This window comes from Erwinia sp. S38 (assembly GCF_016624545.1).
In the GTDB taxonomy this organism is placed as follows: domain Bacteria; phylum Pseudomonadota; class Gammaproteobacteria; order Enterobacterales; family Enterobacteriaceae; genus Erwinia; species Erwinia coffeiphila.
In genome coordinates this window covers 22,525-42,717 of record NZ_JACVTS010000011.1, presented here as the reverse complement: position 1 = coordinate 42,717, position 20,193 = coordinate 22,525, and the positions used below count along the sequence as shown (strand labels likewise).

The window sequence follows — 20,193 nt, the reverse complement described above, 5'->3', positions numbered from 1 at the left end:
ATGAAAAATAGCCTCACATGGAAAAATATTGTGGGCTATGGCTTAGGCGACGTTGCTAACAACTTCGCCTTTGCTATGGGCGCGATGTTTTTACTGAACTATTACACCGATACCGCCGGTATTCATGCGGCCGTCGCCGGAACCATGCTGCTGGTGGTGCGTATTTTCGATGCCGTCGCCGATGTGGTGGTGGGCAGAGTGGTGGACAGCACCCGCAGCCGCTGGGGAAAATTCCGGCCGTTTATTCTTTTCGGCGCAGTGCCACTGATGATCTTCAGCATCCTGGTGTTTTCCGTACCGTCATTTTTAAGCGACGGACAGAAGATTTTCTATATCTATCTGACCTATATGGGACTCGGAGTCTGCTATTCACTGGTGAATATTCCCTACGGATCGCTTTCCACCGCCATGACCCAGAACCCGGAGGAGCGCGCCAGGCTGGGGGCCGCCCGCACGATTATGGCCTCGTTTACCTATACGCTGCTGGCCTTCGTCATCTCCCCGGCTATCGGCGGCGGACACGGTGAGTCGCAGTCCACCTACACGCTGTATACGGCGATTCTGGCGGTGGTCGGCGTGGGTCTCTACTGGATGTGCTTTGCCAGCACGCGGGAGAACATCACCCGCACGGTCGAGCAGCCGTCGCTGCGCATCAGTCTGCGCACGCTGAAGAGCAATCGCCCGCTGATTATTCTGTGCCTGGTGGCGATAGCCACTCTGACCGGCACCTTCTCGCTCAGTGCCGCCGGGCTGTACTACGTGCGCTATATCCTCAACGATATGAGCTACTTCAGCGTGCTGATTTTTATTCAAACCTTCCTCGGCGCGGTACTGGCCGCCCCGCTGGTGCCACGGCTGGTCAGGCGCATCGGGAAAAAATCGACCTTCCTGCTCGGCTCGGGGATTGCCGCCTGCAGCTATCTCACGCTGTTCTTTTTCCTCTCTGCATCGCCGTACGTCGCTTTTGCCCTGTTTGCCTGCGCGTCTTTTGGTGCCAGCCTGTGCATGACGGTGATGTGGGCGCTGGAGGCGGATACCGTGGAACACGGCGAATATCGCACCGGGGTGCGCATTGAAGGCTTAACCTACTCGCTGTTCTCCTTCACCCGCAAATGCGGCCAGGCGCTGGGCGGCTCCCTGCCCGCGTTTATTCTCGTGTCGTTCGGCTATGTTTCTAACCAGCCGCAAACGGCGGAAGCGGTGATGGGCATTAAACTGTCGGTGGCGGTTATCCCCGCGCTCTTTATGCTGCTGGCTTTTATCGGGATGGTCTTTTATCCGCTGACTGAAAAACGCTATCAGCAGATATTAATTGAGATTGAACAGCGCAAGAAAAATAGCCAGGAATTCTTAGAGGCACTGGAAGAAAACCAGGTCTACCGCCGCAGAACAGAATAATAACCCATTCGGGGTGAATAATGATGACACTGATAGCGAGAAATACGCTGATCGGCGGCTGCGTGCTGCTCTGCAGCTGGCCACTGTATGCATCCTCATTTAATCAGCAGGATGATGATGAGGTAAGACTGCGTTTGAGAAACGAACTGCGCCGGGCAGACAAACCCAGTGCAGGCAGCGGGCGGGATATTTACGCCTGGGTGCAGGGAGCGGCGCTGGAATATAACAGCCGTTATTTTCAGGATCGGCTGGGCGTGGATATCGGGGATTTTTACGTATATAAGCTGGGCGCACGAAATAACTGGAGTTCACGCTGGTATCTTAACGGCACGGACAGTTTTAATCGCTATACCGCCGCGTTGAAATTTAAAGTTTCCGAGCAGCTGTATATTAAAGCCGGACGGATGGTCACCGACAGTGCCTATACCGGCGGCAAGGATCTGTTAATTATTAATTCGTCGTCGCAACGAACGGTGCCGACATTATCCGATGCGGTATTAATGCAATATCGGGTCGATGATGAGCTGGATATTTATGCCATGTATCGCCACGGGATTTATACCTATCCCGACGTGGCGGAAGGAGTACACAAAACCGGACCGGTTAACCCGGCAACCTATCGCCACGACACGCTCCGGCCACAGTATATCGCCGCGCTGGCCTGGCAGCACCAGTGCGATAACGCCGGGCTGGCCGTTTCCTGGCAGGAGGACGTGGCGGCGCAGGTGATGACCAAAGCCGCGCGGTGCATCCCGCTGGCGGGCGACGGACAGGCGACGATCAAGCCCGAATTTATGGCGTTTTATGCCCGGCTTAACGGCACCAGCGCGAGCTATGACGGACCGGATAATGCGTGGGTGATGAGCGGGCAGCTGAGTTATATCGTACCGCGCGGTCGACTCTCGTTTGGCGTGGGTAAAACCGGTAATAAACCCAACAGCCTGAGCGGTATTGATACCGATTTGGGCTATCCGTTCGATTTAAGCATCGATCGTAACCACAGCGATATGTGGTCGGTACAGCTTGGCGGCACGCTGAATCTGCCGGGTGATACGTTTGTCGGCATCGCCCCGATTCTGACCCACGGCTATGAGGATACCCGCCACCGGGTGACCATTAACGGGCTGAGTACCAATCTGCTGTTTGGCTATCAGCCACAGAGCGGGCTGTTCAAGGGCGCGAAGGCGCTGCTGGTACTGAACAAAGCCCGGGAACATCGCAACGGCAGTGCTTTTGGCGATCGGCTGGACTATTACGATATCAAGATGAATCTGCAGTACGATTTTATGCTCAAGTAACCCCGCGATGGCGTCAGAAGTGAGTGGTTGACGCCGGACGCTCCCCCCGCAAATAAACGTTATCCGCACGTATCGCCCAAACCCATTTTGCGATCCTCCGTAAGTTGTTTACGCCCATCGCATACAGGGAACCAACTATGTTACGGATGCTCACGCTGATGATTTGCCTGACGGCCCTCTCCAGTTGCGCCACCATGGACAGCAGAACCCCGGAAAACTATCAGAGAAACTCATTCTATTCAGGCACGCAGCAGGACTATCACTGCTTTTTTGATTCGGCGCTGTGCGCGCTCGATCTGCCGCTGTCGGTAGTGGGTGACACGCTAATGGCCCCGTTTGACGGCTGGTACTACTATCAGACGCCCGATGACGGCGGGAAGGGAAACAGCAAGATCGTGGATTGAGTGAACGGGGGTGAGAGCTCACCCCCGCTAAAAACTCACTTCAGCTTGCGCATCACCAGGGTGGCGTTGGTGCCGCCGAAACCGAAGCTGTTGGACATGACGGTAGTCAGTTCACGCTCGGTAGGTTCGGTGATGATGTCCAGGCCTTCAGCCGCCGGGTCCAGTTCGTCGATGTTGATGCTTGGCGCGATAAAGCCGTGTTCCAGCATCAGCAGCGAGTAAATAGCTTCCTGCACGCCCGCGGCACCCAGAGAGTGGCCGGTCATCGCTTTGGTCGCCGACATCGCCGGGGTTTTGTCCGGGAAGACCGCACGGATTGCGCCCAGCTCTTTCACGTCGCCTACCGGGGTAGAGGTGCCGTGGGTGTTGAGGTAGTCCACCGGCGTGTCCACGCCTTCCATCGCCATACGCATGCAGCGCATTGCGCCTTCGCCCGATGGCGCAACCATGTCCGCACCGTCAGAGGTCGCACCGTAGCCGACGATTTCAGCGTAGATGTGAGCGCCACGCGCCAGTGCGTGCTCCAGCTCTTCAACCACGACCATGCCACCGCCGCCGGCGATAACGAAGCCGTCACGGCTGGTATCGTAGGTACGGGAGGCTTTTTCCGGGGTTTCGTTGTATTTGGTAGAGAGTGCGCCCATGGCGTCAAACTCACAGGACATTTCCCAGCACAGCTCTTCGCCGCCACCGGCAAACACGATGTCCTGCTTGCCCAGCTGGATCTGCTCAACCGCATTACCGATGCAGTGGGCAGAGGTCGCACAGGCGGAGCTGATCGAGTAGTTCACACCGTGAATTTTGAATGGGGTCGCCAGGCAGGCAGAAACGCCGGAAGCCATGGCCTTGGTCACCATGTAAGGGCCGACGCCACGCAGGCCTTTCGCGCGCATACCGTCAACGCTGGCCGCCTGATAGAACGGGGAGCCGCCGCCGGAACCGGCAACCAGACCCACGCGTGGATTATTCTGATACTGCTCTACAGTCAGGCCGGAATCCTTTACGGCATCCTGCATAGCCAGGAAAGCATAGATAGAAGCGTCGCTCATAAAGCGCAGCATTTTGCGATCGATACGCGCGGAGATATCGTCCTTAGACAGTTTGACGTTACCCCAGACGTGACTACGCATGCCCGAATCTTTCAGCTCCTGCGAGAAGGTAATACCGGAACGTCCTTCGCGTAATGACGCCAGAACTTCTTCCTGGTTGTTACCGATACTGGATACGATTCCAAGGCCAGTAATCACAGCACGTTTCATTCAATACCTCTTCTACTTCTATTATTAGGATTCGACACGCACTCTAGCTTACAGATGTACGCCGAACAAGTCCGATCAGCGTTTTCCCTGTGTAAATTTGCGTAGCCTGGCTCACATAGTTAGAATCCCGCCACCGCCTGAGCAATGAGCCTTTGCCGTGAAAACCGCCCCAATTGAGTATGCTGCGCTAAGCTGGAACGAACAGGGTACACCTGTATCCCGAGCGTTTGATGACGTTTACTTCTCCAACCAGAATGGTCTGAAAGAGACCGAATATGTCTTTCTGGACGGCAACGGCCTGCCCGATCGTTTTGCTCAGCATCCGCGCGATCTGTTTATCGTCGCCGAAACCGGGTTTGGCACCGGCTTAAATTTTCTCACTCTGTGGCAGGCGTTCGATCGCTTCCGTCAACAGCAGCCCGATGCCCCGCTCCGGCGGCTGCATTTCATCAGCTGTGAGAAATTCCCGCTTAATCCTGACGATTTAGCCGCCGCGCACGCCAGCTGGCCGGAGCTGGAAACCTGGGCACGCGCCCTGCGTCAACAGTGGCCTTCCGCGCTGGCGGGCTGCCATCGCCTGTTGCTGGATGGCGGACAAGTTACCCTGGACCTGTGGTTTGGCGATATTAACCAGCTTATTCACACTTTTGATGACACGCTGAACCAGCAGGTCGATGCCTGGTTCCTGGACGGCTTCGCGCCGTCGAAAAACCCGGACATGTGGACCGATGCGCTGTTCTCCTGCATGGCGCGGCTGGCGCGCCCGGGCGCAACGCTGGCTACCTTTACCTGCGCCGGATTCGTCCGCCGCGGGCTGCTGGCTGCAGGGTTTAGCGTCAGCAAGCGCAAAGGCTACGGACAAAAACGTGAGATGCTGGTCGGCCATCTGCCCGTCGCCATTGAGGCCCCCCTACAGGCCCCGTGGTATGCCCGCCCTGCGGCCAGCGGTGATGATATCGCTCTTATTGGCGGCGGTGTTGCCAGCGCGCTGCTGGCCCTCGCGCTGCTGCGTCGCGGTAAGCGCGTCACGCTTTATAGCGAGGCATCCGCGCCCGCCGAAGGGGCTTCCGGCAATCGTCAGGGGGCACTCTATCCTTTACTGACCCATCACGATCCGGCGCTGGCGACGTTTTTCCCTGCCGCCTTTAACTTTGCGCGGCGCATGTACGATGAGCTGGACGTTCCTTTCGAGCACGACTGGTGCGGCGTAACCCAGCTCGGCTGGGATCAAAAAAGCCAGGGTAAGATTGTCAATATGCTGGGCATGAACCTGCCGACGGATATCGCTCGCGCAGTGGATGCCGCAGAGGTTCAGCGCATTACCGGTGTGGCAACCGACTGCGGCGGCATTACCTATCCTGCGGGCGGCTGGCTTTCCCCCGCGGAACTGACCGCCGGACTGATCCGCCAGGCCTGCGAGCAGGGAATGACCCTGCACTGGCAGCACGAGCTGACCGGGTTGAGCCGCCGGCAGGATGAATGGCAGCTGAGCTTCAGCCAGCAGGAGCCCGTGCAGCATCGCAACGTCGTGCTGTGCAACGGCCACCGTATTGCCGATCTCACTCAGAGCGAAAAACTGCCGGTTTATGCCGTAGGCGGCCAGGTCAGCCACGTCACCGGCGGCAGCGGGCTGGCGGCCCTTAAGCAGGTATTGTGCTATGACGGTTACCTGACTCCGGTCAGTCCGCAGTACCGGCAGCACTGCATCGGGGCCAGCTACCGCCGCGGCGACAGCAAGACTGATTATCGCGATGAGGATCAGCGGGAAAACCGTGAACGCCTGCTGCGCTGCCTGCCGCAGGCGCAGTGGGCCAAAGAGATTGATACCAGCGCGAAGTCCGCACGCTGCGGCGTACGCTGCGCTTCGCGCGATCATCTGCCACTCATTGGTGCGCTGCCAGACTACGATCGACTGGTTGTGCAGTATGCGCAGCTTTCACAACATCCGGAGCAGGCCGAACCGTCCCCGGTGCACGAGGGGGTCTTTGTTCTGGGGGCGCTGGGTTCTCGCGGCCTGTGCAGCGGCCCGCTGGCGGCAGAGGTGCTTGCCGCGCAAATGTGCGGCGAGCCGATACCGCTGGACCACGCCACGCTGGCCGCAACCAATCCCAATCGCTACTGGGTGCGTAAACTGCTGAAGGGAAAAATGCTGCGATAACCCCGCGCTTTATGTAATCGTGCGTTGGCCGGGAAATCCGCTTAACAACTGGCACAAAAATCGCCTAAAATTTCAAAACCCATGTTTTTGTCATGGGTTTTACTATTTTCAGGCCAGGCATCTTAATCATGGACGTGCCTGACCATCAACGGATGATTCAGCTATGCACTTCACGCTTAACGGCAGGCGCGTCGAGATTGACGACGCGCTGTCTGACACTCCCCTGCTTTATATCCTGCGTAATGATTTTCAGCTTAATGGCCCCAAATACGGCTGCGGCGTAGGGGAATGCGGCGCTTGCACTATCCATATTGATGGCCTTGCCGCGCGTTCCTGTAGTATTCCTGTTGGTAACGTGGCAGGGAAATCCATCGTCACGCTGGAAGGCCTGGCTGAAGGAACGCAGCTGCACCCGGTGCAGCAGGGGTTTATTGATGAACAGGCCGCACAATGCGGCTACTGCGCCAACGGCATGATCATGACCCTGGTCGCGCTGTTTACCCGTCAGCCTGACGCGTCTGAACAGCAGATAAAAAGCGAACTGGCGTTTAATCTCTGCCGCTGCGGCACCCACCTTGAGATCCTGCGCGCGGCGGAAAAGGCACGGGAAATTATTGCCGGAGGCCAGCAGCCATGAACCTGTTCGCCCTTACCCGACGCCAGTTGCTGCAGGCCGGTGGCATTCTCAGCGTCAGCGCCATGCTGCCGCCCGCCGTGCTGGCATCCGGCCTGACCGATGCCGTTTTTCCTGTCAGTGAACGCTCTATGGGCCAGTTAGACAGCTTTATTGCGCTTTCTGCCGATGGCAGCGTGACCGCATTTAATGGCCATGTCGATCTGGGGACCGGCGTGCGCACGGCGCTGGCCCAGTACGTGGCCGACGCACTGGACGTGGAGTTCAGCGCGGTGACGATGATCCTGGGTGATACTTCGCTTACCCCCGATCAGGGGCCGACGATCGCCAGTTCCACGCTCCAGGTGACAGCCATTCCACTGCGAAAAGCCGCCAGCCAGCTTCGTCTTCAGCTGATTCAACTGGCCGCAACGGCAATGAAAGTCCCCACGGCACAGCTACAAACGCAAGCAGGATGGGTTATTGATAGCCGTAACCCCGCCCGACGATTGAGCTACGCTCAACTTGCTACGAATAAAGACGATCATCAGCCTCTCAATCCTAATACTCCCTTAAATACTGCGAATCCGCGCTATGTCGGCCAGCCGGTCGCCCGCGTGGATATTCCGGCCAAAGTTACCGGCGGGCTGAGCTGGGTTCACGATTTACGTCTGCCCGGCATGTTACATGGCCGCGTTATCCGTCCCCCTTATCCGGGAACCGACAGCAGCGCCCCACTGGGCCACAGCCTGATTTCCGTGGATGAAAGCTCCATCGCTCATCTGCGGGGCATCGTCAAAATCGTGGTTAAGCATGATTTCGTTGGCATCGTCGCCCGCCGCGAAGAGCAGGCCATCGCCGCCATGCGTACGCTGAAAGTCACGTGGCAGCCCTGGGCGAAGGTGCCGGCGCTCGATCCTGAAAATCTGGCGATTGCCCTGACTGACTGCAAAAAAACGCCGCGTATCCTGCGTGAGGATACCGGGATTGATACAGCCCTGAACGAGCGACATATCGCCGTTGACGCCGATTACGTCTGGCCATACCAGATGCATGGTTCTATCGGGCCTTCGTGCGCGGTGGCTAACGTCACTGCCAGCCAGGCGGTGATCTGGTCCGGCACGCAGAATCCGCACGATCTGCGCCGCGATCTGTCGCTATTGCTGGAAATGGATACCCGCTGGATTGAGGTTAAACGGATGGAAGCCTCAGGGTGCTATGGTCGCAACTGCGCAGATGACGTCTCGGCGGATGCCGCCCTGCTGTCGCAGGCGACCGGCTATCCGGTTCGCGTACAGCTGATGCGCGAACAGGAAGCCGCATGGGAACCCAAAGGCAGCGGACAGCTGATGCGCGTGCGCGGCGGGCTGGACGAGACGCTGAAGGTATCCTGCTACGAGCTGCATACCTGCTATCCCTCGAATAACGCCACGCCCCTGCCGCTGCTGCTCACACGCAAGGTCGACAACAATCCCGACGTGCAAACCATGGGCGACCGCTCCGCTATTCCACAGTACAGTTTCCCGCAGATGCGGGTGGTTTGTGAAGATGCCGCACCGCTGGTACGTGCCTCATGGATGCGCGGCGTGTCGGCCCTGCCCAACGTTTTTGCTCACGAGAGCTGGATGGATGAGGTGGCTTTCCTCGCCGGACAGGACCCCATCGCATTCCGCCTGCCTTTAATAGAGGATGAACGCGCGATCGCCCTGATTAATGAGGTGAAAAAACTGTCAGGCTGGCAGGAAGGACCGGCTCATCGCCATCAGCAGCAGGGAGAACTCCTGCACGGGCGCGGATTCGCCTGGGCGCGTTATTTCCACAGCAAGTTTCCCGGCTTCGGGGCGGCCTGGGCCGCGTGGGTCTGCGATGTGACCATAAACAGCCGCACCGGAGAAGTGCGGATTGATAAGGTGTTTGTTACGCACGACTGCGGGCAGATGGTCAATCCTGCCGGTGTTCGCCATCAGGTGCACGGCAATATTATCCAGTGCTGTAGTCGGGTGTTAAAAGAAACCGTCACCTTTGACGATCGCGGCACCACTTCCGTGGAATGGGGAAGCTATCCGCTGCTGCGTTTTGATGAACTCCCGGAGGTGGAAATCCAGCTGATGGATTATCCTGAACAGCCCGCGATGGGAGCAGGAGAATCCGCCTCCGTTCCCGGCGCTGCGGCCATTGCCAATGCGCTATTTGACGCCACAGGAAGGCGATTCCGTGCTCCTCCGTTTACTCCGGAGCGGGTACTACAGGTTTTACAGGGAGCAAAAAAATGAACCGCTGGAAAAAAAGTGCAATCTCGCTGTCGGCCCTGGTTCTGGCCGCCGGTGCGGTGCTGCTGGTATTTAGTCTGCAGCCGGAGATCGCACCGGTTGCACCACCGCAGGCCAGCCAGTTTAGCGCCGAGCAAATTGCACGCGGAAAAACGCTGGCTGCACTGGGAGACTGTAAGGTTTGCCATACCCGTGCTGGCGGCCAGGTCGATGCCGGGGGAATGGCGTTTAATACGCAGTTCGGTACTATTTACAGCAGTAATATTACGCCGGATGTCGCTACCGGCATTGGCAGCTGGTCCTATCCTGCGTTTAAACGCGCCATGCGTTACGGCATTAATCGCGAGGGGCATTACCTCTATCCGGCGTTCCCCTACACCTCATTTACCCTCACCCTTGATGACGATTTACAGGATCTTTATGCCTGGCTGATGGTTCAGCCAGCCGTGAATTATCGTCCGCCAAAGACTGAACTGCACTTTCCCTTTAATATTCGCCAGGGAATGTTCGCCTGGAACTGGCTTTTTCTTACCCCCGGACCGTTTGCAGTAAACCCGCAGCAAAGTGAAGAGTGGAACCGGGGTGCCTATCTGGGTGAAAGCCTGGGCCACTGTAGTGCCTGCCATTCACCGCGGAATCTGGCTGGGGCAGAAAAAGGCGGCAGCCACCATCTCAGCGGTGGCATTGTCGACGGCTGGCGTGTCCCGGCACTCAATTCACACTCTCCTGCTCCGATCGTCTGGAACCATCAGCAGCTGATGGAATATATGCGTAACGGCTTCGCCACGTCTCATGGAGTGGCGGCCGGTCCGATGGCCCCGGTGATTGCCGAAGGTCTGTCGCAGCTGCCGGAGGACGATCTGAAGGCGATGGCCACCTGGCTCGCCAGCTTCCAGCCGCCGTGGCCGGACCACAGCAAAGAGGTCAGCAACCAGGCCGAGCAGCAAATGATGCAGGCAAACTCACCGGGAGCCCGCCAGTTTGCGGGTTCCTGCATGGCCTGCCACGCACAGAATACCGGTCCGAAACTCTACGGCGTGCACCCTTCACTGATGCTGAACAGCAATCTGTATAGCGACAGCCCCGATAATCTGATCCGTATCGTGCTGGATGGCATCCAGCATCCGGCGAGCGCAGAACTGGGCAGTATGCCGGGATTCCGCTATCAGCTGAACAATCAGCAGATTGCCGTTTTGCTGAATTATCTGCGTACCGACCTGGCTCAACACGCTTCCTGGCCCGATCTGCTGAATCGCATTGAGCAGATTCGCCAACAAACGGAGGGTAAATCGTGATTGCCAGTACCGGGATACTGCTGATGGCGGCGGGCTTAAGCAGCCGCTATCGCCAGCTGAGCGGTCAGCACAAACTTCAGACCACCCCCGCCGACGGTAATCCGCTCTCCTTACTGGAGCGTAATCTGCATCTGGCGACCACCGTAGCAGGCGGCCAGGTCAATGTGGTTCTGCGGCCGGAAGACCGCGAATTGATTGCCCTCGCCCGCCGCTACCACTGCGCGGTCACGCTGCTGGCCAGTCGCGGTTTAGGCAGTTCGATTGCTGCTGGTGTGGCCAACCGTCCCTGGTGGACCGGTTGGCTGGTGATGCTCGCCGATATGCCCTGGCTTCAGCAGAATACCGTCATGCGAGTCTTTCAGGCACTTCAGTTTGCCGATACCGTACGCCCGATATGGCAGCAGCAGCCCGGACATCCTGTGGCCTTTAGCCGGACGCTGCGCCAGTCACTACTGGCGCTGAGCGGTGATACGGGTGCAAACAGTATCCTGGAACAATGCCCGCCGCTGCTGATCGAAGTCAACGATCCCGGCTGCGTGTGGGACGTTGACGTGCCGGCCGACTGGCAACGAGAGCAATGAACATGCATTCACCGGATATCAGAGTGCTGGAGTTTGCGCTGAGCGAGGCCGGACAGCACCGGGATCTTTGGCTGTGTACCGTGCTAAACACGTGGGGATCGTCACCGCGCTCCCCCGGTGCGCTGATGGCGGTCAGCCAGACGAATACCTCGTGCGGATCGCTCTCCGGCGGCTGCATTGAAGAACATTTTATGCCGCGGCTGGCGCAGGGCGCATATCGCAATCCCAGCCAGCTCGTGCGATACGGGGCGGGAAGTGATATCCCTGAGATTTCACTCCCCTGCGGCGGTAGCCTGGAAGTGCTGGTGGAATATCTGCCGGCCACCGCCGAAACGTTAGATTATCTGCACCGCATGCTGCTGGCCCTGCGCGGTGAGTTCCCGCAGGAAAAAACGCTGGCCCCCGGTGAACCCGCGATTCTTACACCCTGCCCACACCCGCCACCCGGCCCCGCCGTCCACCTTCAGGGCACGACGCTTCGCCTGCGGCTGGGTCCGCCGGTGCAGGTGATTATTGCCGGGCTGTCGCCGGTGGCGGAGTACTGCATTGAATTCGCCCGCGCGGTCGGTTTCACCGTGCTGGTATGCGAACACCGTGACGCGCTGCGAACGGCATTCGGCCCGCAAAAAATCCTGGCAGATTTCCCCGCCCGCTATCTTGAGCGGCACGGTTGCGGCCCAAACAGTGCGGTGCTGTGCCTGACCCATGATGCACGCATTGACGATCTGACACTGATGGAAGCCTGCCGGACTCCGGCTTTTTACATCGGGGCGCTGGGTTCGCGGCGAAACAGTGAAAAACGTCTGGAAAGGCTGAGGAAAATTGCCGACCTGGACGAAGCCCAGCTGGCACGAATTCGCGGTCCGGTTGGCCTGGCTATCGGCAGTAAAACCCCCGCTGAAATCGCGCTGGCAATTATTGCTGATATTGTCCGGGTTAAAAACAGCGCGGGAGTGAGGGGCGGAACGTAATACAGAAAAACCACAGCGGGAAGTCATATGACCCACCGCAGTGGTTTTACCTCACAGCACGTTAAGAAGGCTGGCGTGCCTGACGGAACAGATTTTCCCACATGCCGATCACCAGCGCCTGATCGCGCGGCGACAGTTCGGACTGAATGGTACTTTCCAGGCTGCGCTGAACATGAGCCTGTAACGCTTCCGGCGTATGATCGTCGGAGAGTTCAATCTCAGCCACCGCCACGGTCAGATGCCCACGCAGATAACCGCTGGCAAACAGCTCGTCGTCGCTGGCGTGTTCTACCATGTCATCAATCAGGCCCAGAATACGCGCCTCGAATTCATCGATCATATCATTCCTCTGTAGGCAATTCGTTCCACGCGCATTACAAGTCTTCCGGCCAGGGAAACAGTTCCGCAGTCAGCGGTGGAGTAGTATAAAACGAGCGAAGTTCAGCAATCAGACGCGCCGGGCGGGCGGGTATACCCTGCTCCAGATACGTCATAACCTGCGCATGAACCTTGCGCTGAAAAGCAATGCGATCTGGCTCACAATCGCCTTCAAGATTGTCACAGCTTACGTTGAACGGAAAGCCAGCGGCAACAGAAAACAGCCACTCCAGCGCCTGCGGTTTAATCTCCGCCGCTTCAAACTGACTCTGGGTGTCAGCATCACGTCCGTCCGGGCAATACCAGTAGCCGAAATCCACCAGCTTGCGGCGCTCGGCACCGGCAATGCACCAGTGCGAAATCTCGTGCAGCCCGCTGGCGTAGTAGCCGTGGGCAAACACCACCCGATTCCATGGGGATGTCTCGTCTGCCGGCAGATAGATCGGCTCATCGTCGCCTTTAATCAGGCGGGTTTGAAAATCATCAGCAAAGCAGTGATCGAAGATCTCAATCAGCTGCTGATAGTGGTGTTGCGTGCTCATAGCTGTTTGTCGTCAAAGTAAAAAAACGCGCAATTGTCGCATTATGTCAGCCCGGTTACGAGCACTATTACAACGTCTGCGACTGGCGGCGAAAGGCCAGCGGGGCCAGGCCGTAGTGCTCTTTAAAGGCGCGGGAAAAATGGAACGGGGAAACAAATCCGCACTGTTCGGCAATCAGCGCCACCGGTAGTTCGCTGTGGATCAGCTGGCGACCGGCGTGACGAAGGCGCACATCGCGCAGGTATCGTGCGGGAGTCTGGTGCAAATGGCGGCGAAACAGCGCAATAAGATGATTAACCGAACAGTGTGCCTGGGCGGCAATATCCTCCAGCGCCAGCGGATGCTGATAGCGCATCGCAATATAGCGACAGGCTTCACGCACCCCTTTCGGCATAGTTTGCTGCGTATCGCCGTGAGAATGGTCACCGCGCGAGGCGTAATAATAAAGCAGCGTTTCCGCCAGCGAAATCAGCGCGCGGGCGGCACCGGCCGGCTGTGCCGCCAGGCTCATCCCCAGCTCCATCAGCTGTTCAACCTGGTTATCAAAGGCAATCGTCGGCGGCAGGCGCTGCAAATCACGGTTGAAATCCCCCGGCAGCGCGGCGAAATCCAGCTGGCACCAGATATGTTCGCTGGGCTCGCTGGGATCGAAGCGGAAAAACTCGCGCTGTCCTGGCAGCAGCAGCGCCAGCATACCCGGCTGTAACAGCAGCGGCCGATCGTCAATTTCAATGGTCACGCTGCCGCTCAGCATGGCGATAAACTGGATGCCGCGCTGAACGCGCGGACCGTGAGTTTCCCCCGGACTGTAGCGCGACAAACCAAAATACCCTTCTACCGGCGCAACGGGCAGTGTGATTTCAGATATTTTTCTCACAACTCTGGTCATGTACCCTCCCGGGCCTGTCAGGCTATCTTTTCCCCATCTTCAGCCGTGTAACGGCTAATGCAATCTCGATGCTGATACAGGCACTGATTTTGCGACGCAGATCAAACTTTGATTTCAGACAGGAGAAATGATGAGCAATACCAATGTTCGACTTGGCGTCAGCCCGCTGGCATGGACCAACGACGTGCTGGAAGATCTGGGCGACAACGTCTCTGCCCTGCAGTGCATGCAGGAAGCTGCTGCGATCGGCTATCAGGGCATTGAGCTGGGGCGTAAATTCCCGCGTGAGCTGTCCACTCTTCAGCCGCTGCTGCAGGAAACCGGCCTGTCGCTGGCCTCCGGCTGGTTCTCCGGCACGCTGGCCGATATCAGCGTGGAGCAGGAATTACACAACGTGGCCGATCATGCCCGCCTGCTGAGCGGCCTCGGCTGTAAAGTGATGGTCTACGGCGAGTGCGGCGGGATGCCGGGTGATACGCCGCTGGATATCGGCATTTCCCACTCTCCTGCACTCAGTGCGATCGACTTTGACGCCTATGCACGCCGGATGAGCCAGTTCTCCTCGGCGCTGTATCAGGAGTACGGCCTGAAGCTGGCCTACCACCACCATCTGATGATGCTGGTGGAACACCAGGATGAGATCGAGCGCTTCTTCTCCGCTACCTCTGACGACGTCGGCATGCTGCTGGATACCGGCCATGCGGTAGCCGCAGGCAGCGATTTAACCGCGCTGATTAGCCGCTTCGGCAGCCGTATCTGCCATATCCACCTGAAGGATATCCGCCGCGAGCGCATGGCGCAGGTCTACGAACAGGATCAAAGTTTCAACGAGGGCGTGCGCGGCGGCATGTTCACCGTGCCGGGCGATGGCTATATCGACTATCAGCCGGTGGTCGACTACGTCAGCAGCAGCGGCTACCGCGGCTGGCTGATTGTGGAAGCCGAGCAGGACCCGCTAAAAGCGCCACCGGTCCCGACCGTGACCCGCGCCTTCAATCATGTTAACCACCTCTTCTCGCTGTAAGGAATCATCATGTCTGACACGCTGAATATTGGCCTTATCGGCTCCGGTTTTATGGGCCAGGCGCATGCCGATGCAATCCGCCGCGCGGCACTGCTGTACCCCAATCTGCCCAAAACGCCGGTACTCTACGCGATTGCCGATCAAAATCAGGCAATGGCAGAACAGGCGGCAAAACGCTTCGGCGCCCTGCACGCGTTCGGCAACTGGCGCGAAATGCTCCAGGACCCGAATATCGACGTGATTGATATCACCTCGCCAAACCATCTGCATCATCAGATGGCGCTAGAAGCGATCGCCGCCGGTAAACACGTTTACTGCGAGAAGCCGCTGGCCGTCACTGAGCCGCAGGCGCGCGAGATGGCAGAAGCCGCACGCAAAGCCGGGGTGAAAACCATGGTGGCGTTTAACAACATCAAAACTCCGGCGGCTCAGCTGGCAAAACAGCTGATCGAACGCGGCGAAATCGGCACGCCAGTGCGCTTCCGTGGCACCTTCGACCAGGGCTTCTACAACGATCCCGAACTGCCGTGGTCCTGGCGCTGCTCGAAGGAGCTGGCCGGTTCCGGCTCGCTCGGTGATCTCGGTGCGCATACGCTGTCGGTGGCGCAGTATCTGATGGGTGGCGTCAGTGAAGTGTGCGCCAGCGGCCAGACGCATCTGAAAACCCGTCCGGTTCCGGGTGTGGACAGCGGCTACGCCAGCAAGGTCGAAGCCAACGCCGAACGCCGTGAAGTGGAGAACGATGACCAGATGCAGTGCCTGGTTACCTTCGACAGCGGTGCTGCCGGAGTGATTGAATCCTCGCGTATTTCAGCCGGGCGCATTTTCGGCGTCTACTGGGAAGTTTCCGGCACCGAAGGCACGCTGTATATGGACGGCGAGCGGTTTAACGAACTACAGGTGTTCCGCTTTAACGATGATAAGCGCGACCGGGGCTTCAAAACCCTGTATGCCGGCAGCCAGATCCCGTCCTACTCCGCCTTCTTTGGCTTTGACTTTGGCGGCGGCGGTCTGGGCTACTTCGACGTCAAGGTGCTGGAAGTCCATGACCTGGTCCAGGGCATCTGCCGCGATGACGACTGCTATCCGAACTTTGCCTTCGGCTGGGAGAATCAGCGGATACTGCAGGCGATTGAGGATTCGATGGATGAGCGCCGCTGGGTCAACGTGAGCCGGGGATAACACCCTTCGCATCGCCCTTCCGCAGCCCGAAAAAATAAGCCCGGGCTGACAGACGAGCCACGAGATAACAGGGAACAGGAGAAGAATGTCTCCAGCAGATAACGGACTGAATCTCGCGTAAGGAAGCGGTTGCTTTGTCAGGCGCTACGACGGTTAAATTTTGCTTAACCGTAGGGGGTAGCGCCTGATTTTTTCGTGTCCGACAGAATGATGCAGCCTACAGCGCGTGGAACCAGGCGATGATTTCCGCTCCGTGGCTGTCAAACAGCAGCTTGGCGCTCATCACCGCGGAAACAATCACGATCATCGGGCGGATCAGTTTCTGGCCCTTGCTCAGCACCATTCTTGCCCCCAGGCGCGCACCGCACACCTGCCCCGCCAGCATCACCACGCCCACGCCCCACACCACCTTGCCACCCAGCATAAACAACAGCAGCCCGCCGAGATTTGAGGTGAAGTTCAGCACTTTGGCATGCGCGGTCGATTTCGCCAGGTTGTAGCCGCACAGGGTGACGAACGCCAGGGCATAAAACGATCCCGCACCCGGCCCGAAGAAGCCATCATAGAAACCGACGCAGCCCCCGGCGACCAGCGCAAAGGGCAGGCCGTGCAGGCGACGATGGCGATCCTCTTCGCCGATGCGCGGCATCAGCAGGAAGTACAGGCCAATGGCAATCACCAGCAGCGGCAGTAGCTGGCGCAGAATATCGCCTTTAACGTGCTGCACCAGCAGCGCGCCGCAGATCGACCCTAAAAAGGTCAGTGCGATATTCAGCTTCTGCTCGCGCAGATCCACCGCCTTGCGGCGAATAAAATAGAGACTGGCGGAGAACGATCCGCCCACTGACTGTAGCTTGTTGGTGGCCAGCGCCTGCGCCGGAGAAAGCCCGGCGGCCAGCAGTGCCGGAACGGTCAGTAGCCCACCGCCTCCAGCGATTGAGTCAATAAAACCGGCAAGCAACGCCACCAGAAACAGCACCCCCAGTAACCACGGGGCAACGGCAAACCACTCCATCTGAATTCCTTAAATCCTGAATGTAACGGCGATCAGAGCAAATGCTTATCCAGCAGTGCCTGGCAGGCCTGCGGCAGCGGTGGCGGCTCGCGTTTTACCGGCGGAGTGGTACCCGGTTTCGGCGGAGCAAACCAGCTTTGCAGCTCGGCTCCGCAGCCGTCGCCCGCAGGCGGCAGCGGCTGATCCTCACACTGCAGGCTGCCCGCCGGGCAGCGCAGGCGCACGTGCATGTGTGCACGGTGCTGGAACCACGGACGCACCTTGCGCAGCCAGTCGCGATCGGCACCAGCATCGGCACACAGCTGCTTTTTAATCGCCGGATTCACGAAGATACGCGTAACCTCATTATCCTTCGCCGCCAGCTTGATCAGGCTGTCTATTTGCGGCTGCCAGTGGCGGGCAACGACGTTTTTACCGTCGGCGCTGACCAGATCCAGCGGCTGCGGCTTCAGCAGCATTTGCTGCGTCCAGCGCTGCTTCGGCAGCTGTAGCCAGATGTCCACGTCCAGACCGGACTGGTGACTGGCGTGGCCGCTGCTGAAGCGCCCACCGGCCGCCATGCCCATATCCCCCACCAGCACTTCGCCCAGACCCAGCTGGGTGGTGCGGGTGCTAAGGCGCTGGATAAAAGCGATCAGATCGGGATGACCAAAATAACGACGCTGATCGGTGCGCATCACCTGATAACCCGGAGCCTCCAGCGGCAGCGCCTGAGCGCCGATAATACAGCCGTTAGAGAACGCGCCAATCGACTGCGGCGCACCGCTAATCGGCTGACGGATTGTCTGCCACGGCGTGGCCGCCAGGGAAGCCGCAGAAATCAGCAGGGAGCACAGCACAAGCAGCGTCTTTTTCATCGTCGTTACCAGCGTGGAATATCGGTATGAACATCCGCATTCTGCGCGCGGTGGCGCAGCAAGTGGTCCATCAGCACAATCGCCATCATCGCTTCGGCGATCGGCACTGCGCGAATGCCCACGCAGGGATCGTGACGCCCCTTGGTGATCATCTCGACTTCTTCACCGCTGCGGGTGATGGTCTGACCCGGTACGGTAATGCTGGAAGTCGGTTTCATCGCCAGGTGCGCAATAATGGTCTGGCCGCTGCTGATGCCGCCGAGAATACCGCCCGCGTGGTTGCTCTGGAAACCGTTAGCACGGATTTCATCACGGTGCTGGCTGCCGCGCTGGTTAACCACCGCGAAGCCGTCACCGATTTCAATACCCTTCACCGCGTTGATGCTCATCAGCGCGTGCGCCAGGTCGGCGTCCAGGCGATCGAAAACCGGCTCGCCGAGGCCCACCGGAACGCGCTCCGCCATGACCGTCACTTTTGCGCCAATCGAGTCGCCCTCTTTTTTCAGGCCGCGCATCAGTTCATCCAGCGCGTCGATTTTGTCCGGGTCCGGGCAGAAGAACGGGTTCTGCTCAACCTGATCCCAGTCCTTCAGCTCGCAGGCCACTTCGCCGATCTGCGCCAGGTAGCCGCGCACTTTAATACCGTGCTTCATTTCCAGATATTTTTTAGCAATGGCTCCCGCCGCAACGCGCATGGCGGTTTCACGGGCGGATGAACGGCCGCCGCCGCGATAGTCACGGAAGCCGTATTTTTGATCGTAGGTGTAATCGGCATGGCCGGGACGGAACAGATCTTTGATCGTGCCGTAATCCTGTGAACGCTGGTCAGTGTTTTCGATCAGCAGGCCGATGCTGGTGCCGGTGGTGCGGCCTTCAAACACGCCGGAAAGGATTTTTACCTGATCCGGTTCGCGACGCTGAGTGGTATAGCGCGAGGTGCCAGGGCGGCGACGGTCGAGATCGTGCTGCAAATCGGCTTCGGTCAGTGGAATGCCCGGTGGCACGCCGTCAACGATACAGCCGAGGGCAATACCGTGTGATTCACCAAACGTCGTTACCCGAAATACTTGTCCAATGGTATTACCCGCCATGCTGGCTCCTCGCTCTGTTTTTCTAATTAGTCTTTGTAAATTTTGAAGTGATGCTGAGCATCGATAATCTGTTGTTTAGTCAGCATAAACACGCCGTCACCGCCGTTATCGAACTCCAGCCAGGTGAAGGGCACATCCGGGTACTGTTCAATCATGTGCACCATGCTGTTGCCCACTTCGCAAATCAGCACGCCGTCATCGCTCAGATAGTTTGGCGCACAGGCCAGAATGCGGCGCACCAGCTTCAGGCCGTCGCGCCCTGCGGCCAGGCCCAGTTCCGGCTCGTGGCGATATTCATCAGGCAGATCGTCCATATCGTCCGCATCGACGTACGGCGGATTGGTGACGATCAGATCGTACTGCGTTTCCGGCAGTCCGCGGAACAGATCGGCGCGGATCGGCGTGACGTGCTGGTCAAGGCCGTGAGCGCTGATGTTCTGCTCGGTGACCGCCAGCGCGTCGGTTGAGATATCTACCGCATCCACTTCCGCTTCCGGGAAGGCGTAGGCACAGGCAATGGCGATACAGCCGCTGCCGGTGCACATATCCAGAATGTGGCGCGGCTCATCGTTGATGATGCCGGAGAAACGGTTGTTGATCAGCTCACCCACCGGCGAGCGCGGCACCAGCACCCGCTCATCAACGTAAAATTCATGGCCGCAGAACCAGGCTTTATTGGTCAGATAGGCCACCGGAATACGCTCGTTAACGCGGCGAATCACCCGCTCAACGATGCGGTGACGCTCGCTGGAGGTCAGACGCGCGGTGCGCATATCTTCCGGGATATCCAGCGGCAGGTAGAGCGTTGGCAGCACCAGCTGAACGGCTTCGTCCCAGGGATTGTCGGTGCCGTGGCCGTACCAGATATCAGCAGCAGAAAAGCGGCTGACCGACCAGCGCAACATATCCTGAATGGTGTGCAGTTCATTCACTGCTTCATCGACGAAAATTTTGTCCAAAGTGCCCTC

Annotated in this window: 19 protein-coding genes; 11 read left to right on the top strand and 8 right to left on the bottom strand. The window is 58.5% G+C overall.

Annotation, left to right across the window (positions count from 1 at the left end):
* The 3 genes from uidB to IBT46_RS13635 all read left to right on the top strand — a co-directional run bounded on the left by uidB (position 1) and on the right by IBT46_RS13635 (position 3,100).
* Entirely contained in the window at positions 1–1,398 is a 1,398-nt protein-coding gene (uidB, locus tag IBT46_RS13645; RefSeq protein WP_200546127.1) for a glucuronide transporter, read from the top strand.
* Positions 1,399–1,418: 20 nt separating this feature from the next.
* On the top strand, positions 1,419–2,696 hold the full coding sequence (locus IBT46_RS13640) for a glucuronide uptake porin UidC (protein WP_200546126.1): 1,278 nt from the start codon (positions 1,419–1,421) through the stop codon (positions 2,694–2,696).
* A gap of 137 nt (positions 2,697–2,833) precedes the next feature.
* Positions 2,834–3,100, top strand: a complete 267-nt coding sequence (locus IBT46_RS13635) for a YceK/YidQ family lipoprotein (protein WP_200546125.1) — start codon at positions 2,834–2,836, stop codon at positions 3,098–3,100.
* Between the two features lie 35 nt (positions 3,101–3,135).
* On the opposite strand, the gene fabB is transcribed toward IBT46_RS13635, so the two are convergent.
* Entirely contained in the window at positions 3,136–4,359 is a 1,224-nt protein-coding gene (fabB, locus tag IBT46_RS13630; protein WP_105591216.1) for a beta-ketoacyl-ACP synthase I, read from the bottom strand.
* A gap of 157 nt (positions 4,360–4,516) precedes the next feature.
* Between fabB and mnmC the strand changes: the two genes are divergently transcribed.
* The 6 genes from mnmC (at position 4,517) to IBT46_RS13600 (ending at position 12,247) form a co-directional block, all read left to right on the top strand.
* Positions 4,517–6,517 (top strand): bifunctional tRNA (5-methylaminomethyl-2-thiouridine)(34)-methyltransferase MnmD/FAD-dependent 5-carboxymethylaminomethyl-2-thiouridine(34) oxidoreductase MnmC, encoded by a 2,001-nt coding sequence (gene mnmC, locus IBT46_RS13625; RefSeq protein WP_200546124.1) that lies wholly within the window; start codon positions 4,517–4,519, stop codon positions 6,515–6,517.
* Positions 6,518–6,680: 163 nt separating this feature from the next.
* Positions 6,681–7,154: a (2Fe-2S)-binding protein gene (locus IBT46_RS13620; RefSeq protein WP_200546123.1), complete on the top strand. Its 474-nt coding sequence runs from the start codon at positions 6,681–6,683 to the stop codon at positions 7,152–7,154.
* The gene (locus IBT46_RS13615; RefSeq protein ID WP_200546122.1) at positions 7,151–9,403 is read left to right on the top strand and encodes a molybdopterin cofactor-binding domain-containing protein; all 2,253 of its coding nucleotides are present in this window, start codon (positions 7,151–7,153) and stop codon (positions 9,401–9,403) included. The genes IBT46_RS13620 and IBT46_RS13615 overlap by 4 nt, the downstream gene beginning before the upstream one ends.
* The gene (locus IBT46_RS13610; protein WP_200546121.1) at positions 9,400–10,695 is read left to right on the top strand and encodes a cytochrome c; all 1,296 of its coding nucleotides are present in this window, start codon (positions 9,400–9,402) and stop codon (positions 10,693–10,695) included. The genes IBT46_RS13615 and IBT46_RS13610 overlap by 4 nt, the downstream gene beginning before the upstream one ends.
* A complete protein-coding gene (locus IBT46_RS13605) occupies positions 10,692–11,276 on the top strand; it encodes a nucleotidyltransferase family protein (protein ID WP_200546120.1) in 585 nt (194 codons plus the stop codon). Before IBT46_RS13610 ends, IBT46_RS13605 begins: the two co-directional genes overlap by 4 nt.
* Positions 11,273–12,247, top strand: a complete 975-nt coding sequence (locus IBT46_RS13600; RefSeq protein ID WP_370569453.1) for an XdhC family protein — start codon at positions 11,273–11,275, stop codon at positions 12,245–12,247. The genes IBT46_RS13605 and IBT46_RS13600 overlap by 4 nt, the downstream gene beginning before the upstream one ends.
* A gap of 61 nt (positions 12,248–12,308) precedes the next feature.
* On the opposite strand, the gene IBT46_RS13595 is transcribed toward IBT46_RS13600, so the two are convergent.
* The 3 genes from IBT46_RS13595 to IBT46_RS13585 form a co-directional block, all read right to left on the bottom strand.
* A complete protein-coding gene (locus IBT46_RS13595) occupies positions 12,309–12,587 on the bottom strand; it encodes a YfcL family protein (protein WP_200546119.1) in 279 nt (92 codons plus the stop codon).
* Between the two features lie 34 nt (positions 12,588–12,621).
* Entirely contained in the window at positions 12,622–13,167 is a 546-nt protein-coding gene (locus IBT46_RS13590) for an elongation factor P hydroxylase (RefSeq protein WP_200546118.1), read from the bottom strand.
* Between the two features lie 67 nt (positions 13,168–13,234).
* A complete protein-coding gene (locus IBT46_RS13585) occupies positions 13,235–14,056 on the bottom strand; it encodes an AraC family transcriptional regulator (protein WP_200546117.1) in 822 nt (273 codons plus the stop codon).
* Between the two features lie 130 nt (positions 14,057–14,186).
* Here IBT46_RS13585 and iolE point away from each other — a divergent pair, with 130 nt between their 5' ends.
* Together iolE and IBT46_RS13575 are read left to right on the top strand one after the other, a co-directional pair.
* Positions 14,187–15,080, top strand: a complete 894-nt coding sequence (iolE, locus tag IBT46_RS13580; RefSeq protein ID WP_200546116.1) for a myo-inosose-2 dehydratase — start codon at positions 14,187–14,189, stop codon at positions 15,078–15,080.
* A 9-nt stretch (positions 15,081–15,089) separates the two neighbouring features.
* Positions 15,090–16,262 (top strand): Gfo/Idh/MocA family protein, encoded by a 1,173-nt coding sequence (locus tag IBT46_RS13575; protein WP_200546115.1) that lies wholly within the window; start codon positions 15,090–15,092, stop codon positions 16,260–16,262.
* 217 nt (positions 16,263–16,479) lie between these two features.
* On the opposite strand, the gene IBT46_RS13570 is transcribed toward IBT46_RS13575, so the two are convergent.
* The 4 genes from IBT46_RS13570 to prmB are packed head-to-tail and all read right to left on the bottom strand — an operon-like array spanning position 16,480 to position 20,184.
* Positions 16,480–17,277, bottom strand: a complete 798-nt coding sequence (locus tag IBT46_RS13570; protein WP_105591205.1) for a sulfite exporter TauE/SafE family protein — start codon at positions 17,275–17,277, stop codon at positions 16,480–16,482.
* Between the two features lie 32 nt (positions 17,278–17,309).
* Positions 17,310–18,134 (bottom strand): penicillin-insensitive murein endopeptidase, encoded by an 825-nt coding sequence (gene mepA, locus IBT46_RS13565; protein WP_200546114.1) that lies wholly within the window; start codon positions 18,132–18,134, stop codon positions 17,310–17,312.
* A gap of 5 nt (positions 18,135–18,139) precedes the next feature.
* Complete coding sequence (aroC, locus tag IBT46_RS13560) at positions 18,140–19,225, bottom strand: chorismate synthase (protein WP_200546113.1); 1,086 nt, start codon at positions 19,223–19,225, stop codon at positions 18,140–18,142.
* Between the two features lie 26 nt (positions 19,226–19,251).
* Positions 19,252–20,184, bottom strand: coding sequence for a 50S ribosomal protein L3 N(5)-glutamine methyltransferase (prmB, locus tag IBT46_RS13555; protein WP_105591202.1), 933 nt, complete (start codon positions 20,182–20,184; stop codon positions 19,252–19,254).
* Between the last annotated feature and the right edge of the window lie 9 nt (positions 20,185–20,193).

What these genes read in the sequence shown, in the direction of transcription:
- uidB (WP_200546127.1), top strand. Translation starts at nt 1, where the DNA reads ATGAAAAATAGCCTCACATGGAAAAATATTGTGGGCTATGGCTTAGGC.
- IBT46_RS13640 (WP_200546126.1), top strand. Translation starts at nt 1,419, where the DNA reads ATGATGACACTGATAGCGAGAAATACGCTGATCGGCGGCTGCGTGCTG.
- IBT46_RS13635 (WP_200546125.1), top strand. Translation starts at nt 2,834, where the DNA reads ATGTTACGGATGCTCACGCTGATGATTTGCCTGACGGCCCTCTCCAGT.
- fabB (WP_105591216.1), bottom strand. Translation starts at nt 4,359, where the DNA reads ATGAAACGTGCTGTGATTACTGGCCTTGGAATCGTATCCAGTATCGGT.
- IBT46_RS13620 (WP_200546123.1), top strand. Translation starts at nt 6,681, where the DNA reads ATGCACTTCACGCTTAACGGCAGGCGCGTCGAGATTGACGACGCGCTG.
- IBT46_RS13615 (WP_200546122.1), top strand. Translation starts at nt 7,151, where the DNA reads ATGAACCTGTTCGCCCTTACCCGACGCCAGTTGCTGCAGGCCGGTGGC.
- IBT46_RS13610 (WP_200546121.1), top strand. Translation starts at nt 9,400, where the DNA reads ATGAACCGCTGGAAAAAAAGTGCAATCTCGCTGTCGGCCCTGGTTCTG.
- IBT46_RS13600 (WP_370569453.1), top strand. Translation starts at nt 11,273, where the DNA reads ATGAACATGCATTCACCGGATATCAGAGTGCTGGAGTTTGCGCTGAGC.
- IBT46_RS13595 (WP_200546119.1), bottom strand. Translation starts at nt 12,587, where the DNA reads ATGATCGATGAATTCGAGGCGCGTATTCTGGGCCTGATTGATGACATG.
- IBT46_RS13590 (WP_200546118.1), bottom strand. Translation starts at nt 13,167, where the DNA reads ATGAGCACGCAACACCACTATCAGCAGCTGATTGAGATCTTCGATCAC.
- IBT46_RS13585 (WP_200546117.1), bottom strand. Translation starts at nt 14,056, where the DNA reads ATGACCAGAGTTGTGAGAAAAATATCTGAAATCACACTGCCCGTTGCG.
- iolE (WP_200546116.1), top strand. Translation starts at nt 14,187, where the DNA reads ATGAGCAATACCAATGTTCGACTTGGCGTCAGCCCGCTGGCATGGACC.
- IBT46_RS13575 (WP_200546115.1), top strand. Translation starts at nt 15,090, where the DNA reads ATGTCTGACACGCTGAATATTGGCCTTATCGGCTCCGGTTTTATGGGC.
- IBT46_RS13570 (WP_105591205.1), bottom strand. Translation starts at nt 17,277, where the DNA reads ATGGAGTGGTTTGCCGTTGCCCCGTGGTTACTGGGGGTGCTGTTTCTG.
- mepA (WP_200546114.1), bottom strand. Translation starts at nt 18,134, where the DNA reads ATGAAAAAGACGCTGCTTGTGCTGTGCTCCCTGCTGATTTCTGCGGCT.
- aroC (WP_200546113.1), bottom strand. Translation starts at nt 19,225, where the DNA reads ATGGCGGGTAATACCATTGGACAAGTATTTCGGGTAACGACGTTTGGT.